Annotated in this window: 11 protein-coding genes; 7 read left to right on the forward strand and 4 right to left on the reverse strand. The window is 70.3% G+C overall.

Annotation, left to right across the window (positions count from 1 at the left end; genetic code table 11):
- Nucleotides 1–168: 168 nt before the first annotated feature.
- Nucleotides 169–2,355, reverse strand: coding sequence for an alpha-galactosidase (locus tag CYJ26_RS08570; protein ID WP_101638270.1), 2,187 nt, complete (start codon nucleotides 2,353–2,355; stop codon nucleotides 169–171).
- Between the two features lie 209 nt (nucleotides 2,356–2,564).
- Between CYJ26_RS08570 and CYJ26_RS08575 the strand changes: the two genes are divergently transcribed.
- A complete protein-coding gene (locus tag CYJ26_RS08575) occupies nucleotides 2,565–3,566 on the forward strand; it encodes a LacI family DNA-binding transcriptional regulator (RefSeq protein ID WP_101638271.1) in 1,002 nt (333 codons plus the stop codon).
- Between the two features lie 292 nt (nucleotides 3,567–3,858).
- Nucleotides 3,859–4,131 (forward strand): DUF1540 domain-containing protein, encoded by a 273-nt coding sequence (locus CYJ26_RS08580; RefSeq protein ID WP_006549233.1) that lies wholly within the window; start codon nucleotides 3,859–3,861, stop codon nucleotides 4,129–4,131.
- 10 nt (nucleotides 4,132–4,141) lie between these two features.
- On the opposite strand, the gene CYJ26_RS08585 is transcribed toward CYJ26_RS08580, so the two are convergent.
- The 3 genes from CYJ26_RS08585 to CYJ26_RS08595 all read right to left on the reverse strand — a co-directional run bounded on the left by CYJ26_RS08585 (nucleotide 4,142) and on the right by CYJ26_RS08595 (nucleotide 7,061).
- Nucleotides 4,142–5,062, reverse strand: a complete 921-nt coding sequence (locus CYJ26_RS08585; protein WP_244902052.1) for a hypothetical protein — start codon at nucleotides 5,060–5,062, stop codon at nucleotides 4,142–4,144.
- Nucleotides 5,063–5,144: 82 nt separating this feature from the next.
- Nucleotides 5,145–6,203 (reverse strand): electron transfer flavoprotein subunit alpha/FixB family protein, encoded by a 1,059-nt coding sequence (locus tag CYJ26_RS08590; protein WP_244902053.1) that lies wholly within the window; start codon nucleotides 6,201–6,203, stop codon nucleotides 5,145–5,147.
- A gap of 45 nt (nucleotides 6,204–6,248) precedes the next feature.
- The gene (locus CYJ26_RS08595; RefSeq protein ID WP_034236090.1) at nucleotides 6,249–7,061 is read right to left on the reverse strand and encodes an electron transfer flavoprotein subunit beta/FixA family protein; all 813 of its coding nucleotides are present in this window, start codon (nucleotides 7,059–7,061) and stop codon (nucleotides 6,249–6,251) included.
- A gap of 193 nt (nucleotides 7,062–7,254) precedes the next feature.
- On the opposite strand from CYJ26_RS08595, the gene glgX reads away from it, so the two are divergent.
- From glgX to glgB, 5 genes are all read left to right on the forward strand, one after another.
- Nucleotides 7,255–9,585, forward strand: a complete 2,331-nt coding sequence (glgX, locus tag CYJ26_RS08600) for a glycogen debranching protein GlgX (protein ID WP_006549228.1) — start codon at nucleotides 7,255–7,257, stop codon at nucleotides 9,583–9,585.
- An 831-nt stretch (nucleotides 9,586–10,416) separates the two neighbouring features.
- A complete protein-coding gene (gene trpS, locus CYJ26_RS08605; protein WP_006549227.1) occupies nucleotides 10,417–11,544 on the forward strand; it encodes a tryptophan--tRNA ligase in 1,128 nt (375 codons plus the stop codon).
- Between the two features lie 327 nt (nucleotides 11,545–11,871).
- Nucleotides 11,872–13,854 (forward strand): alpha-1,4-glucan--maltose-1-phosphate maltosyltransferase, encoded by a 1,983-nt coding sequence (locus tag CYJ26_RS08610; protein WP_231550214.1) that lies wholly within the window; start codon nucleotides 11,872–11,874, stop codon nucleotides 13,852–13,854.
- Entirely contained in the window at nucleotides 13,851–15,413 is a 1,563-nt protein-coding gene (locus CYJ26_RS08615; protein ID WP_006549225.1) for a phosphotransferase, read from the forward strand. The genes CYJ26_RS08610 and CYJ26_RS08615 overlap by 4 nt, the downstream gene beginning before the upstream one ends.
- Nucleotides 15,410–17,653 carry a 1,4-alpha-glucan branching protein GlgB gene (glgB, locus tag CYJ26_RS08620; RefSeq protein WP_006549224.1) on the forward strand — a complete coding sequence of 748 codons (2,244 nt, stop codon included), beginning with the start codon at nucleotides 15,410–15,412 and terminating at the stop codon, nucleotides 17,651–17,653. Before CYJ26_RS08615 ends, glgB begins: the two co-directional genes overlap by 4 nt.
- Nucleotides 17,654–17,935 lie beyond the last annotated feature (282 nt).

The raw sequence follows: 17,935 nt of genomic DNA on the forward strand, positions 1-17,935 counted from the left end.
GTGCTCGTCAACCCCTCCCGTGGACAGACAGACCTCCGGCCCGGTGGTAGTCCGCGACGCCATGGTGTCGCGGACTACCGCCGGGCCGGAGACGAAAGAGAACCAGCGCGATCAGCCTGGGCCAGCCTCAGCACGCAGCTCAGGCGGACCCAGGTCGCGGCGAAGGCGTCAGACCCGCTCGATCTCGATGAGCAGCGCCTGGTCAGGGTTGAGTGCCGGAGCCACCAGGCCGACGCTGCCCGCGACGGCACCGGTGACCACCACACCCTCGCCGTCGTTGAACCACGGCGGGGCCACCAGGCCGCTCGGCGCCTGCCCCAGCACACGCGGACGCACGCGGTAGCGTGACCGGCTCTCCAGACCCGGTAGGCGGAGCACCCCCTGGTGCGCCAGCGGGCTGCGCTCCAGACAGGCCACCTCAAAGACACCCTCCGAGCCGTCCTGCGCGACCACGCCGTGCAGCCACATGGTCGCATCCCCGATCTCGTCGCGGTAGACCTTCCCGGTCAGCAGGGTGTGGCGGTGCTTCTTGTAATAGTCGACCCACAGCGCCAGGGCGTCAAGCTCGTCCTGGGTCACGCTCGTCAGGTCCCACTCAGCCCCCATGTGTCCCCACAAGGCGGTGCAGGCGCGGAAGCTGACGTCGTGCTGGCGGCCGGTGGTGTGCGAGCGGTGGGAGGCCACGTGGGTCCCCAGGCGCTCGGGGGCGATGAGCTGCTGGGTCCAGCGCACGATCGACTGGCGCTCGTGCGGGTCGATGTCATCGGAGACCCAGAAGCGCTGGGTGTGGCGCACCATCTCCAGGTCGATCCGCGCCCCGCCGGAGGAGCAGGACTCGATCTCCAGACCGGGGTGGTCAGCACGCAGGCGGTCCATGAGGGCCAGCGCCGCCCGGGTCTGCGCCGAGACACTGGCGCGCCCACCACGGGTGCGGTCCCCGCCGTCGAAGACGTCACGGTTGTGGTCCCACTTGATGTAGGAGATCGGATACTCGGTCAGCAGGGCGTCCATCTGCGAGTGCACGTGCTCCCAGGCCTCGGGGATCGCCAGGTTGAGCACGTACTGGTGGCGCCAGCTCAGCGGCAGCTCCTCGCCCGCCGCCATGATCCACTCCGGGTGAGCCCGGGCGACGTCGGAGTCGAGGTTGACCATCTCCGGCTCGAACCAGAGCCCGAACTGCATCCCGAGCCCGGTCACGTGGTCCACCAGCGGACCCAGCCCGTCCGGCCACACCTCGTCGGAGACCACCCAGTCGCCCAGGCCAGAGGTGTCGTCACGGCGCGAGCCGAACCAGCCGTCGTCGAGCACGTAACGCTCGATGCCCACCTTTGCGGCCAGGTCCGCCAGGCGCAGGAGGGTGGGCAGGGAGTGGTCAAAGTAGACGGCCTCCCACACGTTGAGCGTCACCGGCCGCTCGGGCGACGGCGAGGTGTCCAGGCTGCGCTGCCAGGTGTGCAGGCGCTGGGCTGCCTCATCCAGGCCGGTGCCGTGGACGAAGTGCAGCCACGGGCCGGTGTAGGACTCGCCGGGTGCCAGGCTGACCTCGCCGGGCATGAGCAGCTCACCGCCACCGAGGACCTGGTAGCCCTCAGGCAGGCGGTCCAAGTAGGTGCGGTGGTTGGCGGGGCAGGCCACGTGCAGCCCGCGCAGCTCGCCCCCACGGAAGTCGAAGCCCTCCTGGCCGCACACCAGGACGCCGGTGGCGTCAAAGCCTGTGCGGCCGTGCCTGCCCTCGCGCAGGTAGGTGCCGAAGGTCGCACGGTGGCGCTGGGGGCTGCGCTCACGCCCCCACCGCCCGGTCAGGTCCAGGACGTCATCGTGCTCCAGGGGCACCGGCAGCGCCAGGCTCAGCTCCTCCAGCGCGTACTCCCCCTCACCCTCGTTGGTGAGCGTGGCCCGCGCCTGGACGACGCCGCCAGCAGCCACATCGAGCTCCACGCTCAGGTCCAGCCCCGCACCGGCGTCCGCCATCTCGACGACGAGGCTGGCGCCCTCCAGGGACCGGACAGTCCCTTCCACGACCTCCTCCTCGCCGCCCTCAGCGTTGCGAGCCACCACCCTGGTCACCGTCAGGCGCGGGGACCAGGCCGTGCCGTCCGCGCGGCGCCCGACCAGCCCCGGCCGCCCCGACCAGCCGGTCCAGGCCGCCGGCAGGATGCTCGGCGCCGTGACGAGGTCCGGATCGTTGTCCACCTTCATCCGGGCGATCACGTCCTCCAGCGCGGCCAGTGCCTCCTCATCCAGCGGGCCGAGATCGGCACCCCAGTAGGGAACCGTGGGCAGGCCCGAGGGGTCAGTCGCCAGCACAAGCGAGGTGCCGTCATGGCGCAGGTGCACGGTACGAGTCAGCTTCATGCGTGGTCCTTGTTCTCGTGAGCTCTCATCCACAAGCGGCCGTCCGCCTCGACGCCGCCACGGCGACCGATCCCGGTCGCACCTCGAACTCTATACGCATAGAATGCTTCGTGGAAGCCCTTTCCACACAGGTTCGTTCCGCACAACGGCCCCAGCCCCACTCCCCGCTAGGCTGCCCGTACCAGCCACCGCCACCGAAGAACCACGAGATGACCCCGGACCACCGCCCTGCCTCACCGACCCAGGCTGACGTCGCCCGCGCGGCCGGCGTGAGCACCGCCGTCGTCTCCTACGTGGTCAACAACGGCCCCCGCCCGGTCTCACCCGAAGCCCGCGAGCGCGTGGAGGCAGCCATCCAGGCGCTTGGCTACAGCCCCAACGCCTCGGCGCGGGCCCTGCGCTCAGGAGCCTCCCGGTTGCTGGGCGTCTGCGCGCCAGGAGCGCGCAACCCCTACCACGCCGAGCTAGTCGAGCACGTGGCGACCGCGGCCGACCAGGCGGGCTACGGCACCCTGCTCATGACTACCGACGCCTCGCCCCGTCGCGAGGACGAGCTCATCACAGCGCTTATCGACCGCGGCGTGGACGGGCTCATCATTTCCCCCACCAAGGCGCCCCAGGCTTACGACCACCTCACACGCCACCTGCCCACCGCGCTGCTGTGCGCCGCCGCCCCCTCAGCCAGCCACCACACGATCGGAGCCGACCTTGAGGACGGCGCCCGGCAGGCGGTGACCCACCTCATCGGCCACGGGCACACCAGCATCGCCCTGCTCATGGCCCCGCTCGACTCCTGGGACCTCAACGGCCGCGTCCGGGGCTGGAAGGCCGCGCTGGCCGAGCACGACCTCCCCCAGGTCCTCATCGAGACCACCGAATGGAGCCGGGTCGCCGGCCGGCGCGCCATGCTCCAGCTCCTGGACACCCCCACGCCGCCGACGGCGGTGCTCGCCGGATCCGACCTGCTGGCCCTGGGCGCCCTGCGGGCCCTGTGGGAGCGGGGCATGACCGCGCCCCGGGACATGGCCCTGGTCTCCACCGACGGCACGGAGTCGGTCCTCATGAGTACCCCGCGGCTGACCACCCTGACCCAGCCCTTCGAGGCCATGGCCGCGGCCGCCGTCGATGCCGTCACCGAGCCGCAGCGCAAGGCCACGTTGACGCTGTTCCCCATGAGGCTGGAGACCGGCGAGTCCTGCGGATGCGCCTGACCATCCTCCGGCTGAGGATCGGAGCACCTTGCCTGCCGTCTGGGCAGGTTCTCCTCAGCAAGGCTCGGCTCATCTCATTAAGAAATACGGCACATGCGCAAGAACGGGCCTCCGGTTTTACGAAAAGACTCCGTCACTTTAGTTATGCATGCCATTTTTCGCCTGTCATTTCAACGTTTTATTTGACTCAAGGGAGTTGACGAATTTCGTCACTTGCCCACCGCTGGACACCGCGCCACCCTCGATTAACAACAACCGCACCGGCCATCGGCCGCTAGGAGAGGAACCGACTATGTCGACCGTCACTGCAATCAAGTCCTGCGCCACCACCACCTGCGCCTTCAACCACGGCGGCTGCACCGCCTTCGCCATCACCGTTGACGGCGAGGCCGCCTGCTCGACCTTCATCAACCTCGACGCTCGCGGCGGACTGCCCGTGGCCGAGGCTCACGTCGGCGCCTGCCAGCGCCTGGAGTGCGTCCACAACGCCGACCTCATGTGCACCGCCGAGGCGATCTCGATCGGCCAGGACAAGGCTGCCTGCCTGTCCTACGAGGCCCGCTGAGCGCAGACCTTCAGGAACCGAGCAGCTGCGCCACCAAGGCGTCCTGGACCATCTGCCGCAGGACCGGCGCCACCTGACAGGCCCGCTGGGTACCTGACGGCAGCTGGACCAGGATCGTGTCCACGCAGCTGCGACTCAGCCGCATGAGCGTGACCGCGTCCGGCGCCACGTCCACGCACAGCACGCGCCCCCACAGCGAGGAGCACAGGCCCTGAGCCGGTCGGTGGGAGCACACGAGGCCGGGCACGGTACCCTCGGCAACCCCCGAGCACAGGACGTCGAGCGCGCCGTCGCCCAGCTCGCCGATCTCCTCCTGGGCGCTGACCTCATCGAAGGCGCTCCACAGCAGCGCCGGGGAGCCCGCGGCGTCCGGGTCAAGAACCTCGGTCATGGCGTGCCCGGACACGCCCAGGGCGTCATGGACCATGACCCGCCCGGTCTCGATGACGCCCAGGCGCCCTCCTGGTGCCTGCGCCAGCGAAGCAAGCTCCAACAGGGGATCCTCACCCGTGATCGGGCAGTGGCAGCCGGCCGCCTCCCCGGCGAGCACGAGCTCAGTCTCGGCCTCCCCGAGCCAGGTGAGGGTGCCCAGCAAGTGAGCGCTCGCCGTCGTGATGCGCAGCCCCGCCTCGGCGGCCTCCAGGGTGACGTCGAGCCGGACCTCGGTGGCTGTTGCGCAACCCACCTGAGCCAGGGCATGCCCGGCTCCAGGGTGGGCAGCCACGAGAATCCGCCCGTCCGTGTCCAGGGCGTGCAGGGCGATGAGCGACTCGGCCTCGGCAAAGCGGTATGCGGTCACGGTGGCGCAGCCTGCCCCGGACAGGAGCCTGCGCGCCATGCGTCGCGAGGCCACGTCAAGCGGACTCACCAGCGGCTGCTCGGCCGGGCGATCGGCACGGTCAGACGGGGAGGGCTTGGCCGAGGGTGTCACGGTTCCTCTTCCTGGGACGGCTGATGTCTCAGGTAAGGCTAGCCTGACACCCCCGAAGGCGCCAGGCCCGTCTCGCTCACGCTCAGTCGCGCAGCCGAGCCAGCTCCTCAACCAGCTGCGGGACGACCTCCCGCACGTCACCGACGACGCCGTAGTCCGCCATCTCGAAGATCGGCGCCTCAGAGTCGTCGCACACAGCCACGATCGTGCCCGCACCCTGGATACCGCTGGTGTGGTGCACGGCGCCGGACACGCCCAGGCCGATGTACAGGCGCGGGGCGATCGACAACCCGGTCTGGCCGATCTGGGCGCTGCTCTCGATCCACCCCTCGTCACAGGCCACGCGCGTGGCGCCCACGGCCGCGCCCAGAGGGTCCGCCAGCGAGTGGACCAGGTCAAAGTCGCCGTCGACGCCGCGTCCGCCGACCACCACGGTGCGCGCCTGAGCCAGGTCCGGCCCCGAGGCGACCGAGGCCTGCTCACGCGAGACCAGGCGCACGGACAGGGACTGCGGGCTGATCGCGGGGTCAAGCACCTCCACGGCCAACGGCTCCGGCCGCACCTCGCGGTCCAGGTCCCCGCCCTCGATGCCCGCCGCGGCGAAGGCGCCAGGCCGCACGGCCAGGACCGGGGCAGCCTCGCCGGAAGAGGTCAGGCGCATCGTCGTGGACCAGGAACCGGACAGCACGAGCCTGGAGGCGTGCAGCGCGCCGTCGCGCACCTCAACCTCGGCCACGTCACAGGTGGCGGCCGAGCCCAGCACGACGGCGGCGCGACCGGCCAGCTCCTTGCCCCGGTAGTCCGAGACCACGAGGGCGGCAGCCGGGCGCACGCGGCGCACGGCAGCGACAAGGGCGTCCGCCGCCACGCCGGCCAGGGCCTGAGCCCCCTCCAGCTCGGCGGCGAGCAGGCGCGTGGCGCCGGCTGCTGCCAGCAGGGCGGAGGCGTCAGCACCCACCGTTCCCAGCACGAGGGCGACGACCTCCCCACTGGTCAGGTGCCGGGCTCCAGCCAGCAGGTCAAGCGCAGGGCCGGTGGGACGGGTGTCAGTGGTCTGGGCGGCCCCCAGGCCACCGGGGGCGTCAGCAGGGGCCTCAAGGTCGACCAGGACGAGGATCGGGTCAGTGAGCATGTCAGTCATCGCTTCTTCAGTCTCTCGCGTGCGGGTGTGCGGGGCGCGCCCGGCTCACACCAGCTTGTTGTCCACCAGCCAGGCGGCCAGGTCACGGCCTGCCTCGCCGGCGTCGGTGCGGATGATGCCGGCCTCGCGAGCCGGTCGGGCCTCGGAGTCGACGACGGCGATCGCCGGCCCGGCTCCCGCCTCCAGACCCAGCTCGGCCAGGTCCCAGGTGTCCACGGGCTTCTTCTTGGCCGCGCGCATAGCGGCGAAGTTGGGGTAGCGCGGCTCGTTGGCCTGGTCCGTCACCGAGACCAGCGCCGGGGTCGGGGCGGCCAGGACCTCGCGCAGGGTGCCGGTGGCACGCGTGACGAGCACCTCGCCGTCGTCGCTCGCCTCCAGGGCGCTGGCAAGGGTGAGGGCCGGCACGCCCAGGGCTGCGGCGAGCGCGCCGGGCAGCATCGAGGTCATTGAGTCCAGCGAGGCCATGCCTGTGATGACGAGGTCGACGTCACCGGTAGCCGCCTGGTCCTCCTCGCGCGGCGAGGCCGGGTCCACCCCACCGATGCGTGCAATCGCAGCAGCCAGCGTGCGGGCGGTCGCCACGACGTCGGCCCCCGCCAGGGACTCGTCGCTCACCAGCACGCCGGAGTCCGCCCCCATCTGCAGGGCGCGGCGCAGGCCGTCCTCAGCGTCCTCGGGACCCATGGTCAGGGCCACGACCTCACCGCCCAGCTCCTCGACCAGGGACACCGCAGCCTCGACGGCGTTCTCGTCAAGCTCGTTGAGGACGTCCTCCTCGCCTCGCACGAGGAACCCGTCCTCCATGCGGCGATCGGACTGGACGTCGGGGACGTGCTTGATGCAGACGACGATTTTCATGCAGCCAAGGTTGCCATACCCGCTCCCAAGCACCAGGGGGCCGAGGCCGCTTGAGACGCACCGCACCCCACGGACGCGCTCATGGCCGAGCCCGGTCCTGGCCCACGAGCCCGGCCATGAGAAGGCCCGCAACCTGCCATACGTGTGACACAGCACTGCCTCCAGGTTGTTCGTCCCACGGACTACGGAGACAATGACAGGCATGTCTGACTCGCCCACCGTGCTGCCTGCAGCCCTCAGCCCCGAGGACGCCCGCGACCGCACACGCCTGGGCGCCACCATCGAGGCCGACGGGACCAGCTTCGTCGTCGTCGCCCCTCACGCCACCGCCGTCGACCTGTGCCTGCTGCGCACCGACGGCACCGGCCGAGTCCTGGCTGAGGAGCGGATCGGCATGCACGGGCCCGGGCGCGGGGCGTGGGGCGCCTTCGTCCCCGGCGTGGGGGCAGGCCAGCGCTACGGCTACCGCGTCCACGGACCGTGGAGCCCTCACGAGGGCGTTCTCGCCAACCCGAACAAGCTTGTGCTCGATCCCTACGCCCGGGCGCTTGAAGGCGCCCCACAGCTGGGCCCGGAAATCTTCGCCCACGAGGTCGACGAGCAGCTGCGCCCGCTATCCCAGCCGATGACGCCCTCACCCCTGGACTCCGCCGGGCACGTGGCCATCGGCGTGGTCACCGGCCCACCCGCCTTCCCGGTGGTGCCCGGCCCCCGCACCGCGCCGGAGCAGACCGTGGTCTACGAGACCCACGTCAAGGGCCTGACCCATGACATGCCCGGGGTACCGCCTGAGCTGCGCGGTACCTACGCCGGTCTGGCCCACCCAGCGACGATCAGCTACCTCACCTCCCTGGGGGTGACCACGATCGAGCTGCTGCCCATCCAGGCCTCCTTCTCCGAGGTCTTTCTCCTCAAGCACTCGCGTACGAACTACTGGGGCTACTCCACGCTCAGCTACTTCGCCCCCGAGGCCTCTTACGCCACCGCCGCCGCGCGCGAGGCCGGCCCGCAGGCCGTGCTTGACGAGCTGCGGGGCATGGTCTCGATCCTCCACGAGGCCGGGCTCGAGGTCATCATGGACGTGGTCTACAACCACACCTGTGAGTCGGGCGTGGACGGACCGAGCCTGAGCCTGCGTGGCCTGGACAACCTGGAGTACTACCTCCACTCCCCCGGTCGCCCCGCCCAGTACGCCGACGTCACAGGCACCGGCAACACCGTGGACTTCCGCTCCACCCGGGCCGTCCAGCTGGCGCTGGACTCCCTGCGCTACTGGGTCAGCGAGATCGGCATGGACGGCTTCCGCTTTGACCTGGCGGCGACGCTGGGGCGTGAGGGCTCGGAGTTCAACCCGCGCCACGCCCTGCTGATCGGCATGGCCACGGACCCGGTGCTCCAGCGTGCCAAGCTCATTGCCGAGCCCTGGGACGTGGGGCCGGGTGGGTGGCGCACCGGTGAGTTCCCCGACCCCTTCCACGACTGGAACGACCGCTACCGCGGTACCGTGCGCTCCTTCTGGCTCTCTGACGTCTCCGCCCTGGCCAAGGGCCTGCCCGGTTCGGATCTGCGGGACCTGGCCACGCGGCTGTCAGGCAGCGCGGACCTGTTCTCCGGTGGGGAGTACCCCGGTGGCCGCGGACCGCTGGGCAGCGTCAGCTTCGTCACCGCCCACGACGGCTTCACCCTGCGCGACCTGGTCTCCTACGACTACAAGCACAACGAGGCCAACGGGGAGGACAACCGCGACGGCACCGATGACAACCGCTCGTGGAACCACGGCTTCGAGGGACCGGTGCCTGAGGGCATGGACGGCGGCCCGATCGAGGTGCTGCGGCGCCGTTCCACCCGCAATGTGCTGGGCACGCTGCTGGTCTCGGCGGGCACGCCCATGTTGCTGGGCGGGGACGAGATCGGCCGTAGCCAAGGCGGGAACAACAATTCCTACTGCCAGGACTCGCCGGTGTCCTGGTACGACTGGGACCTGGCCACCTGGCAGCGTGACATCCTGGCCACCACCCGCTACCTGCTGCGGCTGCGCCGTGAGCATCCCGTCATGCGCCCGACCGTCTTCGCCACCGGTCAGCCGGTGGGCGAGGACACGATCGCGGACCTGGCCTGGTACCGCGGGGACGGTGAGGCGATGGAGACCGCGCAGTGGCACAACCCGCACACGCGCGTGGTCCAGATGCTGCGCTCGGGCGCCCCGGTAGGCGATGACGACCTGCTCGTGGTCATCAACGGCTCGCTGGACCAGGTGGAGGTGACGCTGCCTGGCGCGCACGGTCGCGACTGGCACCTGACCTGGGACTCCTCGTGGGCGGTACCACGCCCGCACACCTCAGCCTTCGCGCTGGCGCGCCGGGTTGGGCGCGGGCCCGCCGGCCGGGCGCATGTGGCGGCCTCGGTGGAGGCGCAGGCCGCGCGGACTGGTATGACAGACTGCCGTCAGGACCGCCCCGGGGACACCACGACCCTGGACGCGCTGAGCCTACGGCTGTACCTGTCCGGCGAGCAGCTCGTCTAGAGGGGCTCTCCTAGAAGGGCTCGTCTAGAGGGGCTGGTCTAACGGGGCTGATCGAGAGGAGCTCAGCTCAGTGCTCTTCCGTGGGAGGTCGCAAATGCTGCTGCGAGGAGGAGCGGACCTGGCAGGGTGTCTGCCTGCGGCAGGCTGCCGACGCTGACCCGGCCACAGGCGCCGGTTCTTCCTACTGCCGTTGGTCTGCCTGCCGATGCCAGCCCGCCCTGCCGCCACCCGCCTGCCCACGGAAGCCAGCCCGCCTCCAGACGCCTGCCCGTCCTACCACCACCGACCTCGCGCCGCGCATAGTCCACCTAGCGGCGTGCTTTCATCTCGTTGGGGCGTGCTTTGCTGACTGGACCGGCGTTCTGCTGATTGGTGCGTACTTGTCAGGCGCTGGCAGGCACGCACCAATCAACAGGGCACGTAGCAATCGACAACCGTGCGTCTCAAAGCAGGATCCGCTGCCCGCACGGGCCGTGGGCAGGCACGCCACAGTCATCCAAAGCACGCCACAGTCATCCAAAGCACGCCGCAGTCGCCGATGCACGCCGCCATGACCGATGCGCGTCATTATCGGGACGGTGGGGTCACCCAGGCACGCCGCCGGCAGCCACGCCACAGTCACCCAAAGCACGCCGCAGTCGTCGAAACACGCCGCCATCGCGACGGTGGGGCGCCAGACGTCACCCAGGTACGCAGCCATCACCCAGCCACGCCGCCATCATGGCGCGGCTCAGGAAAGGACACGTTGACGGCCCACAGCGCCGGTGCGCTATCAGCCCTAGCGTGGGACCCTCGGCTCGAAGCCGGTGGGCCCTCGCCTAGGATGGCGCCATGACGCAGACTCCGGAGCCCACCGCCCCCACCAAGGCCGAGGAGGCGCTTGCCGGCGCCACCTCTGGCGCCTCCCTCGCCCGTTCCATGGCTCGCAGCACCGAGATCGAGGCGGACCTGGACGTCAACCCCGGCCGCTACCGCATGCTCACCGGCGTGCGCCCCACCGGCAACATGCACCTGGGGCACTACTTCGGCACCATGCACTCCTGGGCCAAGATCCAGGACCGCGGTGTGGATACCTGGATCCTCGTGGCCGACTACCAGGTCATCACGGACCGCGACGGCGTGGGTCCTATCCGCGAGCGCGTCCTGTCCCTGGTGGCGGACTCCCTGGCCGTGGGCGTAGACCCCGAGCGTTCCACGATCTTTGCGCACTCGGCAGTGCCCGAGGAGAACCAGCTCATGCTGCCTTTCCTCTCCCTGGTCACCGAGTCCGAGCTGCACCGCAACCCCACCGTCAAGTCTGAGCTGGAGGCTACTGACGGCCGGGCGATGACCGGCCTCATGCTCACCTACCCCGTTCACCAGGCGGCGGACATCCTCTTCTGCCAGGCCAACCTCGTTCCCGTGGGCAAGGACCAGCTCCCCCACCTGGAGCAGGCACGTCTGATCGCCCAGCGCTTTGACAAGCGCTACGGGCGCGCGGTCAAGGAGCACCCGGTCTTCCGCCGCCCCGAGGCCCTGCTGTCTGAGGCCCCGCTGCTGCTGGGTCTGGACGGGGAGAAGATGAGCAAGTCGCGCCACAACACCATCGAGCTGCGCATGAGCGCGGACGAGACCGCCAAGGCGCTGAAGAAGGCCAAGACGGATTCTGAGCGCGTCATCACCTACGACCCGGTCGGCCGCCCGGAGGTGGCCAACCTGCTGACGCTGGCCTCTCTGTGCGGCGCGGGCACGCCCGAGGAGATCGCCGAGCGCATCGGTGACGGCGGCGCCGGCACCCTGAAGAAGGTCACCACCGAGGCGGTCAACGAGTTCTTCGCTCCTATCCGTGCGCGTCGGGCCGAGCTGGCGGCGAATGAGGACTACCTGCTGCAGGTGCTCCACACCGGCAACGAGCGCGCCCGCGCGGTGGCGAGCCAGACCCTGGACGCCGTGCGCACCGCGATGCACATGGACTACTGACTGCTGTCACGATCCCGGGCGTTTTGCCTACGCCACCGCAGCAGCCCAGCGCTCCCCCTTGGAATGACGTCATCGGGTCGCTGATTCGGCGGTGATCCCCGGCCTGCCCGAACAGATCGCCCGGGGTCGTGATACTGAACCTGCGGGCGCGCACCGTCGGGTAGCCTTGTGCCTGTGACGCGCAACACCAGTTCCAAGCCCCGGTCCGTTTCCACCAGCCACGGCGCTCGCCCGCGCCCCTCGGCCGCGTCCGCCGCAGCGGGGCAGGCAGCTCCCACCGCCCCGGCCTGCGCCGTACCAACCCCGGAACCGGCGCCTTTCTCCCTCATCGGGCGCATCCCGGTTACTGAGGTCTTCCCCGTGGTCGAGGACGGGCGCTGGCCGTCCAAGGCAGTGGTCGGCGAGGTCTTCCCTGTACGTGCCACGGTCTTCCGCGAGGGCCACGACCGCTTCGGAGCCACCGCGGTCCTCATCCGTCCCGACGGTACCGAGGGCCCCAGCGTGCGCATGGCGGACATCGCCCCGGGCCTGGACCGCTACGAGGGCCGCCTGGCCGCGGACGAGCCCGGAGACTGGGGCCTGCGCGTGGAGGGCTGGTCTGACCCCTATGCCACCTGGCGTCACGATGCCGAGATCAAGGTCCCGGCCGGTATCGATGTTGCCCTCATGCTGGAGGAGGGCGCTCGCGTCCTCACCCGCGCCGCCGAGGTCCCCGGCCGCCCCGCCGACGACGTCGCTCGCCTGACCTTGGCCGCCGCCACCCTGCGCGACCAGGCCCGTCCCACCCACGAGCGCCTAGGCGCCGGCATCGCCCCGGAGGTCACCGAGGCCCTGGAGCGTCTGCCCCTGCGTGACTACGTCTCACCGTCACCCACCTACCCCCTCCAGGTGGACCGTCCCCGTGCCCTGACCGGCTCGTGGTACGAGATCTTCCCGCGCTCGCTGGGCGCGCGCGTGGACGAGCACGGGCACTGGACGTCCGGCACCTTGCGCACGGCGATCAAGGGCCTGGACCGTATCGCCGCCATGGGCTTCGACGTCCTCTACCTCACGCCCATCTCCCCGATTGGCGTGACCAACCGCAAGGGTCGTAACAACACCCTGACCGCCCGCGAGGGTGACCCGGGGTCGCCCTACGGCATCGGCTCACCCGATGGCGGCCACGACGCCATCCACCCCGAGCTGGGCACCTTCGAGGACTTTGACGCCCTGGTAGCGCGCTCGCACGAGCTGGGCATGGAGGTCGCCCTGGACCTGGCCCTGCAGTGCTCCCCCGACCACCCGTGGGTCACCGAGCACCCGGAGTGGTTCACGGTGCTCGCTGACGGCTCGATCGCCTACGCCGAGAACCCTCCCAAGAAGTACCAGGACATCTACCCCCTCAACTTTGACAACGACCCGGAGGGCATCTACCAGGCCATCCGCGAGGTGGTGGAGACCTGGATCGAGCACGGAGTGACGATCTTCCGTGTGGACAACCCCCACACCAAACCGCTCAGCTTCTGGCAGCGGCTGCTGCGCGAGGTCCACGCCGCCCACCCCGAGGTGCTCTTCCTGGCCGAGGCCTTCACCCGCCCGGCGATGATGCGCACGCTGGGCAAGATCGGCTTCCACCAGAGCTACACCTACTTCGCCTGGCGCAACACCAAGGAGGAGCTGACCGAGTACATGGTCGAGCTCTCCCAGGACACCGCCCATGTCCTGCGCCCGGCCTTCTGGCCCACCACGCACGACATCCTCACTCCCTTCATGACCAACGGGAAGGTGCCAGCCTTCAAGCTGCGGGCCGTACTCGCCGCCACGCTGTCCCCCACCTGGGGCATCTACTCCGGCTACGAGCTGGCCGAGTCCACCCCGCGCCCGGGCTACGAGGAGCAGATCGACAACGAGAAGTACGAACTCAAGCCCCGCGACTTCGCGGCGGCCCGGGCCAACGGCATCGAGGACCTGCTCACCCGGCTCAACGCCGCCCGCGCCGCCCACCCGGCCCTGCGCCAGCTGCGGGACGTGTGGTTCCACGGCACCAGCGATGACGCCCTCATCGCCTACTCCAAGCGGGTGGAGGCCGCTCACTCACCCACCGGGCGCGATGACGTGGTCCTCACGGTGGTCAACCTTGACCCCCACCACGCGCGCGAGGGCCAGGTCTACCTCGATATGGCACAGCTCGGCCTGCCGCCGGACTGTGGCCTGCGAGTGACCGACGAGCTGACCGGCGAGGTCTTCGCCTGGGGAGCCGTCAACTACGTGCGGCTGGATCCCTACGCCGGCCGAGCCGCCCACGTGCTGCACGTGGAGCCCTTGCGATGAGCCCGCGCCCCTGGCCGGGAACCGCCCAGATCCTGCCCGAGTTGCTCTCCTGGGCGTCCACGCGCCGCTGGTTCCCGCTCAAGTCCGGCCCGGCCCCGCAGGCCTCGACCACGCGCGTGGTGGTCGACGCCGAGCTGGCCCCCGGCGTCCATGACCTGGTCCTGGCCCTGCCTCGCCCCTCCCAGGGCGAGGCCGCCACAGGTGCCACAGGCGACGCAGCCGCCGGAACCGATGGAGCCACCGGCGTGGAGGACGTCCTCCTTCACGTCCCGCTCGTGGCGGAGGACGCCGACGCGCTGCCCGGCCTGACCGGTCCCAAGGAGGACGCCCAGGCGGCAGGTTTCGTCCTGGCGGACGGCACGAGCGCGATCGTGGACGCTCCCCACCACCCCGCCTTCTGGCAGGCCTGGGCCGCCGCTGCGATCGCCGCCGGCTCCACGCTGAGCGAGCAGGCGGCCACCGCGATCATCCAGCGCGCCGAGCGCCTGCACGTGACCACCGGGGAGCAGTCGAACACGAGCGTCATCCTGCCCGCGCCCACGGCCGGCCCTGGGCGAGATCCGGCCGCTGTCCCGCCCGAGGACCTGGCCACCGGCGACCTCATCGTCAAGCTCTTCCGCGTGCTCGCCCCCGGACGCAACCCCGACGTCGAGGTCTCGGTGGCGCTGGCCCGCAGCGGCTGGGACCGGGTACGCACGCCGGTGGCCTGGTCCGTCCTGGAGCTGCCCGGCACCGGGCAGGACGGCCAGGCCGCGACCGCCGACGGCGCCGTGGCCACCACCTTCGTCCCCCAGGCCACGGACGGTTTCGAGCTCTTCTGCTCCCTGGCAGGAAGCGACGACGGTGAAGGCGGGTCACGCCGTCTGCTCGCCACTGGGCTGGCTCGGGACCTGGGCGCCACGACCGCGCAGATGCACTCGTACCTGGCCGCCTCCTTGGGCGTGAGCGAGCCGGCAAGCCCCGCTGAGCTGCGCCGGGGCCTGGCCCAGCGCGCCCACTGGGCGCTGGCCGAGGTTCCCTCCCTCCAGGAGCGGCTGCCGGGCCTAGCCGACCACGTCGCCCAGGTCCTGGACGCCGTCGCAGCACTGGACCGCCTGGAGATGGCCACGCGCGTGCACGGCGACTACCACCTGGGCCAGACCCTGCACGAGGACCAGGACCCGGGGCGCTGGTACGTCCTGGACTTCGAGGGCGAGCCGTTGCGTCCGTTGGCTGACCGACGTCGGCCTGACCAGCCGCTGCGGGACGTGGCCGGGATGCTGCGCTCCTTCGACTACGCCGCCGCCGTCGGCCAGGCTCGCGACCCGCGGTGGCTGGAGGCGGTGCGTGAGGCCTTTACTGCCGGCTACCGCCAGGTGCGCCCGGCGGGCACGGCCGCGGCCCGCCACCGGGCCGACGTGCTGCTGGCGGCCCTGGAGCTGGACAAGGCGCTGTACGAGGCCGTCTACGAGGCTCGTAACCGTCCGGACTGGCTGACGATCCCGCTAGCTGGGATCAGACAGATCATCGGTACAAAATCCCCCGCCAAGGACTCTGCCCGTGGGAGAGTGGAGGTATGAACGACGTCACGCCCTCCCACGCTGCTGACCTGCCGACCGGCCCCGACGCCGCCGGGGTGCAGCCTGTTCCCGTCGAGTCCTGGGTCCTGTCAGACGTGGCCTACGCCCGTTACCACAACCCTCACGGGGTGCTGGGCGCCCACGTGGGCGAGGACGGCGTCACGGTGCGCACCGTGCGCCACCTGGCCGACGCCGTCGCCGTGGTCACCCAGGACGGCACCTACCCGGCCCGTCACGAGCAGGAGGGCGTGTGGGTTGCCGTCCTGCCCGGGGACACGGTCCCGGACTACCGCCTCGACGTGACCTACGGCGAGGAGACCACACGGGTGGATGACCCCTACCGCTTCCTGCCGACGCTGGGTGAGATGGACACCTATCTCATCTCCGAGGGTCGTCACGAGGAGCTGTGGGAGGTGCTGGGCGCCCACGTCAAGCACTACAACGGTCCCATGGGCGAGGTGGAGGGAACCGCCTTCGCGGTGTGGGCCCCCAATGCCCGGGCCGTGCGCGTGGTCGGCGACTTCAACTACTGGGACGGCACGGCCAGCGCGATGCGCTCGCTCGGCTCCTCCGGCGTGTGGGAGCTGTTCATCCCGGGCGTGGGGGTAGGTGCCCGCTACAAGTACGAGCTGTGCTTCGCCGACGGCTCGTGGCACCAGAAGGCTGACCCGATGGCGCGAGCCACCGAGGTGCCTCCGGCCACCGCCTCGGTGGTCACGGACCTCTTCCACTCCTGGCAGGACCAGGAGTGGATGGACCAGCGCAGCCAGGCCGATCCCCACGCCGGCCCGATGAGCATCTACGAGGTGCACATCGGCTCCTGGCGCCAGGGGCTGGGATACCGGGGACTGGCGGACGAGCTTGTGCCCTATGTCAAGGAGGCCGGCTTCACCCACGTGGAGTTCATGCCGGTGGCTGAGCACCCCTTCGGTGGCTCCTGGGGCTACCAGGTGACCGGTTACTACGCTCCGACGGCGCGATTCGGCACCCCTGACGACTTCCGGTACCTCGTGGACCGGCTCCACCAAGCCGGCATCGGCGTCATCCTGGACTGGGTGCCCGCCCACTTCCCCAAGGACGAGTGGGCGCTGGCTCGCTTTGACGGCACGGCCCTGTACGAAGACCCGGACCCCCAGCGCGGGGAGCACCCGGACTGGGGCACCTACATCTTCAACTTCGGGCGCAACGAGGTGCGCAACTTCCTCGTGGCCAACGCGCTGTACTGGCTGCAGGAGTTCCACATTGACGGCCTACGCGTGGACGCGGTGGCCTCGATGCTCTACCTGGACTACTCCCGCAAGGAAGGCCAGTGGCACCCCAACCAGTTCGGTGGCCGGGAGAACCTGGAGGCCATCAGCTTCCTGCAGGAGGCCACCGCCACCGCCTACCGCAAGAACCCGGGGATCGTCATGATCGCCGAGGAGTCCACCGCATGGCCGGGCGTGACCGCACCCACCGAGTACGGGGGCCTGGGCTTCGGGCTGAAGTGGAACATGGGGTGGATGAATGACACCCTGCGCTACCTGGCGGAGGAGCCGATCAACCGGCGCTACCACCACGGAGAGCTGACCTTCTCCCTGGTCTACGCCTTCTCCGAGCAGTTCGTCCTGCCGCTCAGCCACGACGAGGTCGTCCATGGCAAGGGCTCGCTGCTGTCGAAGATGCCGGGTGATCCCTGGCAGGAGCTGGCCGGTCTGCGGGCCCTGTACGCCTACCAGTGGTCTCACCCGGGCAAGCAGCTGCTCTTCATGGGCCAGGAGTTCGGTCAGGGTGCGGAGTGGAACGCGGAGAACTCGCTGGACTGGTGGATCCTGGATGATCCGGGCCACCAGGGCCTGCTCCACCTGGTGCGTGATCTCAACGCCTTCTACCAGGACTCACCCGCACTGTGGGCGGATGACTTCTCCCACCGCGGCTTTGAGTGGATCGAGGCCGGGGACGGGGACCACAACGTCCTGTCCTACCTGCGCAAGGGGGTCGGCCCGGATGGCCGGGCGGACCTGGTGGTGGCGATCGTCAACTTCGCCGGCACCCCGCACGAGGGTTACCGCGTGGGGCTGCCCTTCGCCGGAGGCTGGGACGAGGTCATCAACACCGACGCCGTGGACTACGGCGGCTCAGGCGTGGGCAACCTCGGGCACGTCGAGGCTGAGGAGCTGCCGTGGAACGGCCGACCGGCCTCGGTGCGCCTGCGCGTTCCCCCGATGGGGGCGATCTTCCTGCGTCCTAGCAGGGACTAAGACCGATACTCGGGGCCGGGAGCACGTCTCCCGGCCCCGACCGGTCTGCCCCGACCCACCGCCCCCGCCAGGTCTTCTCGCTCCTCTCCCCCGTCCCCGCCCTCTTCCTGTTCTCTCCCCGTCCTCCCCCCACCCCCTCCTCTCCTCCGTCCACTCGGCCTCCTCCCCAGCTTCCATCCCTTCCCACCACCTGCACAGTCACGACTGACGCGAAAGATCGTGCCGAGATGACACAGCCCCCATAGCCATCAGCAGCATCAGGCAGCCAGGCCTCCCCCGGCG

The organism is Actinomyces urogenitalis (genome assembly GCF_002861525.1).
GTDB classification, from domain to species: Bacteria; Actinomycetota; Actinomycetes; order Actinomycetales; family Actinomycetaceae; genus Actinomyces; species Actinomyces urogenitalis.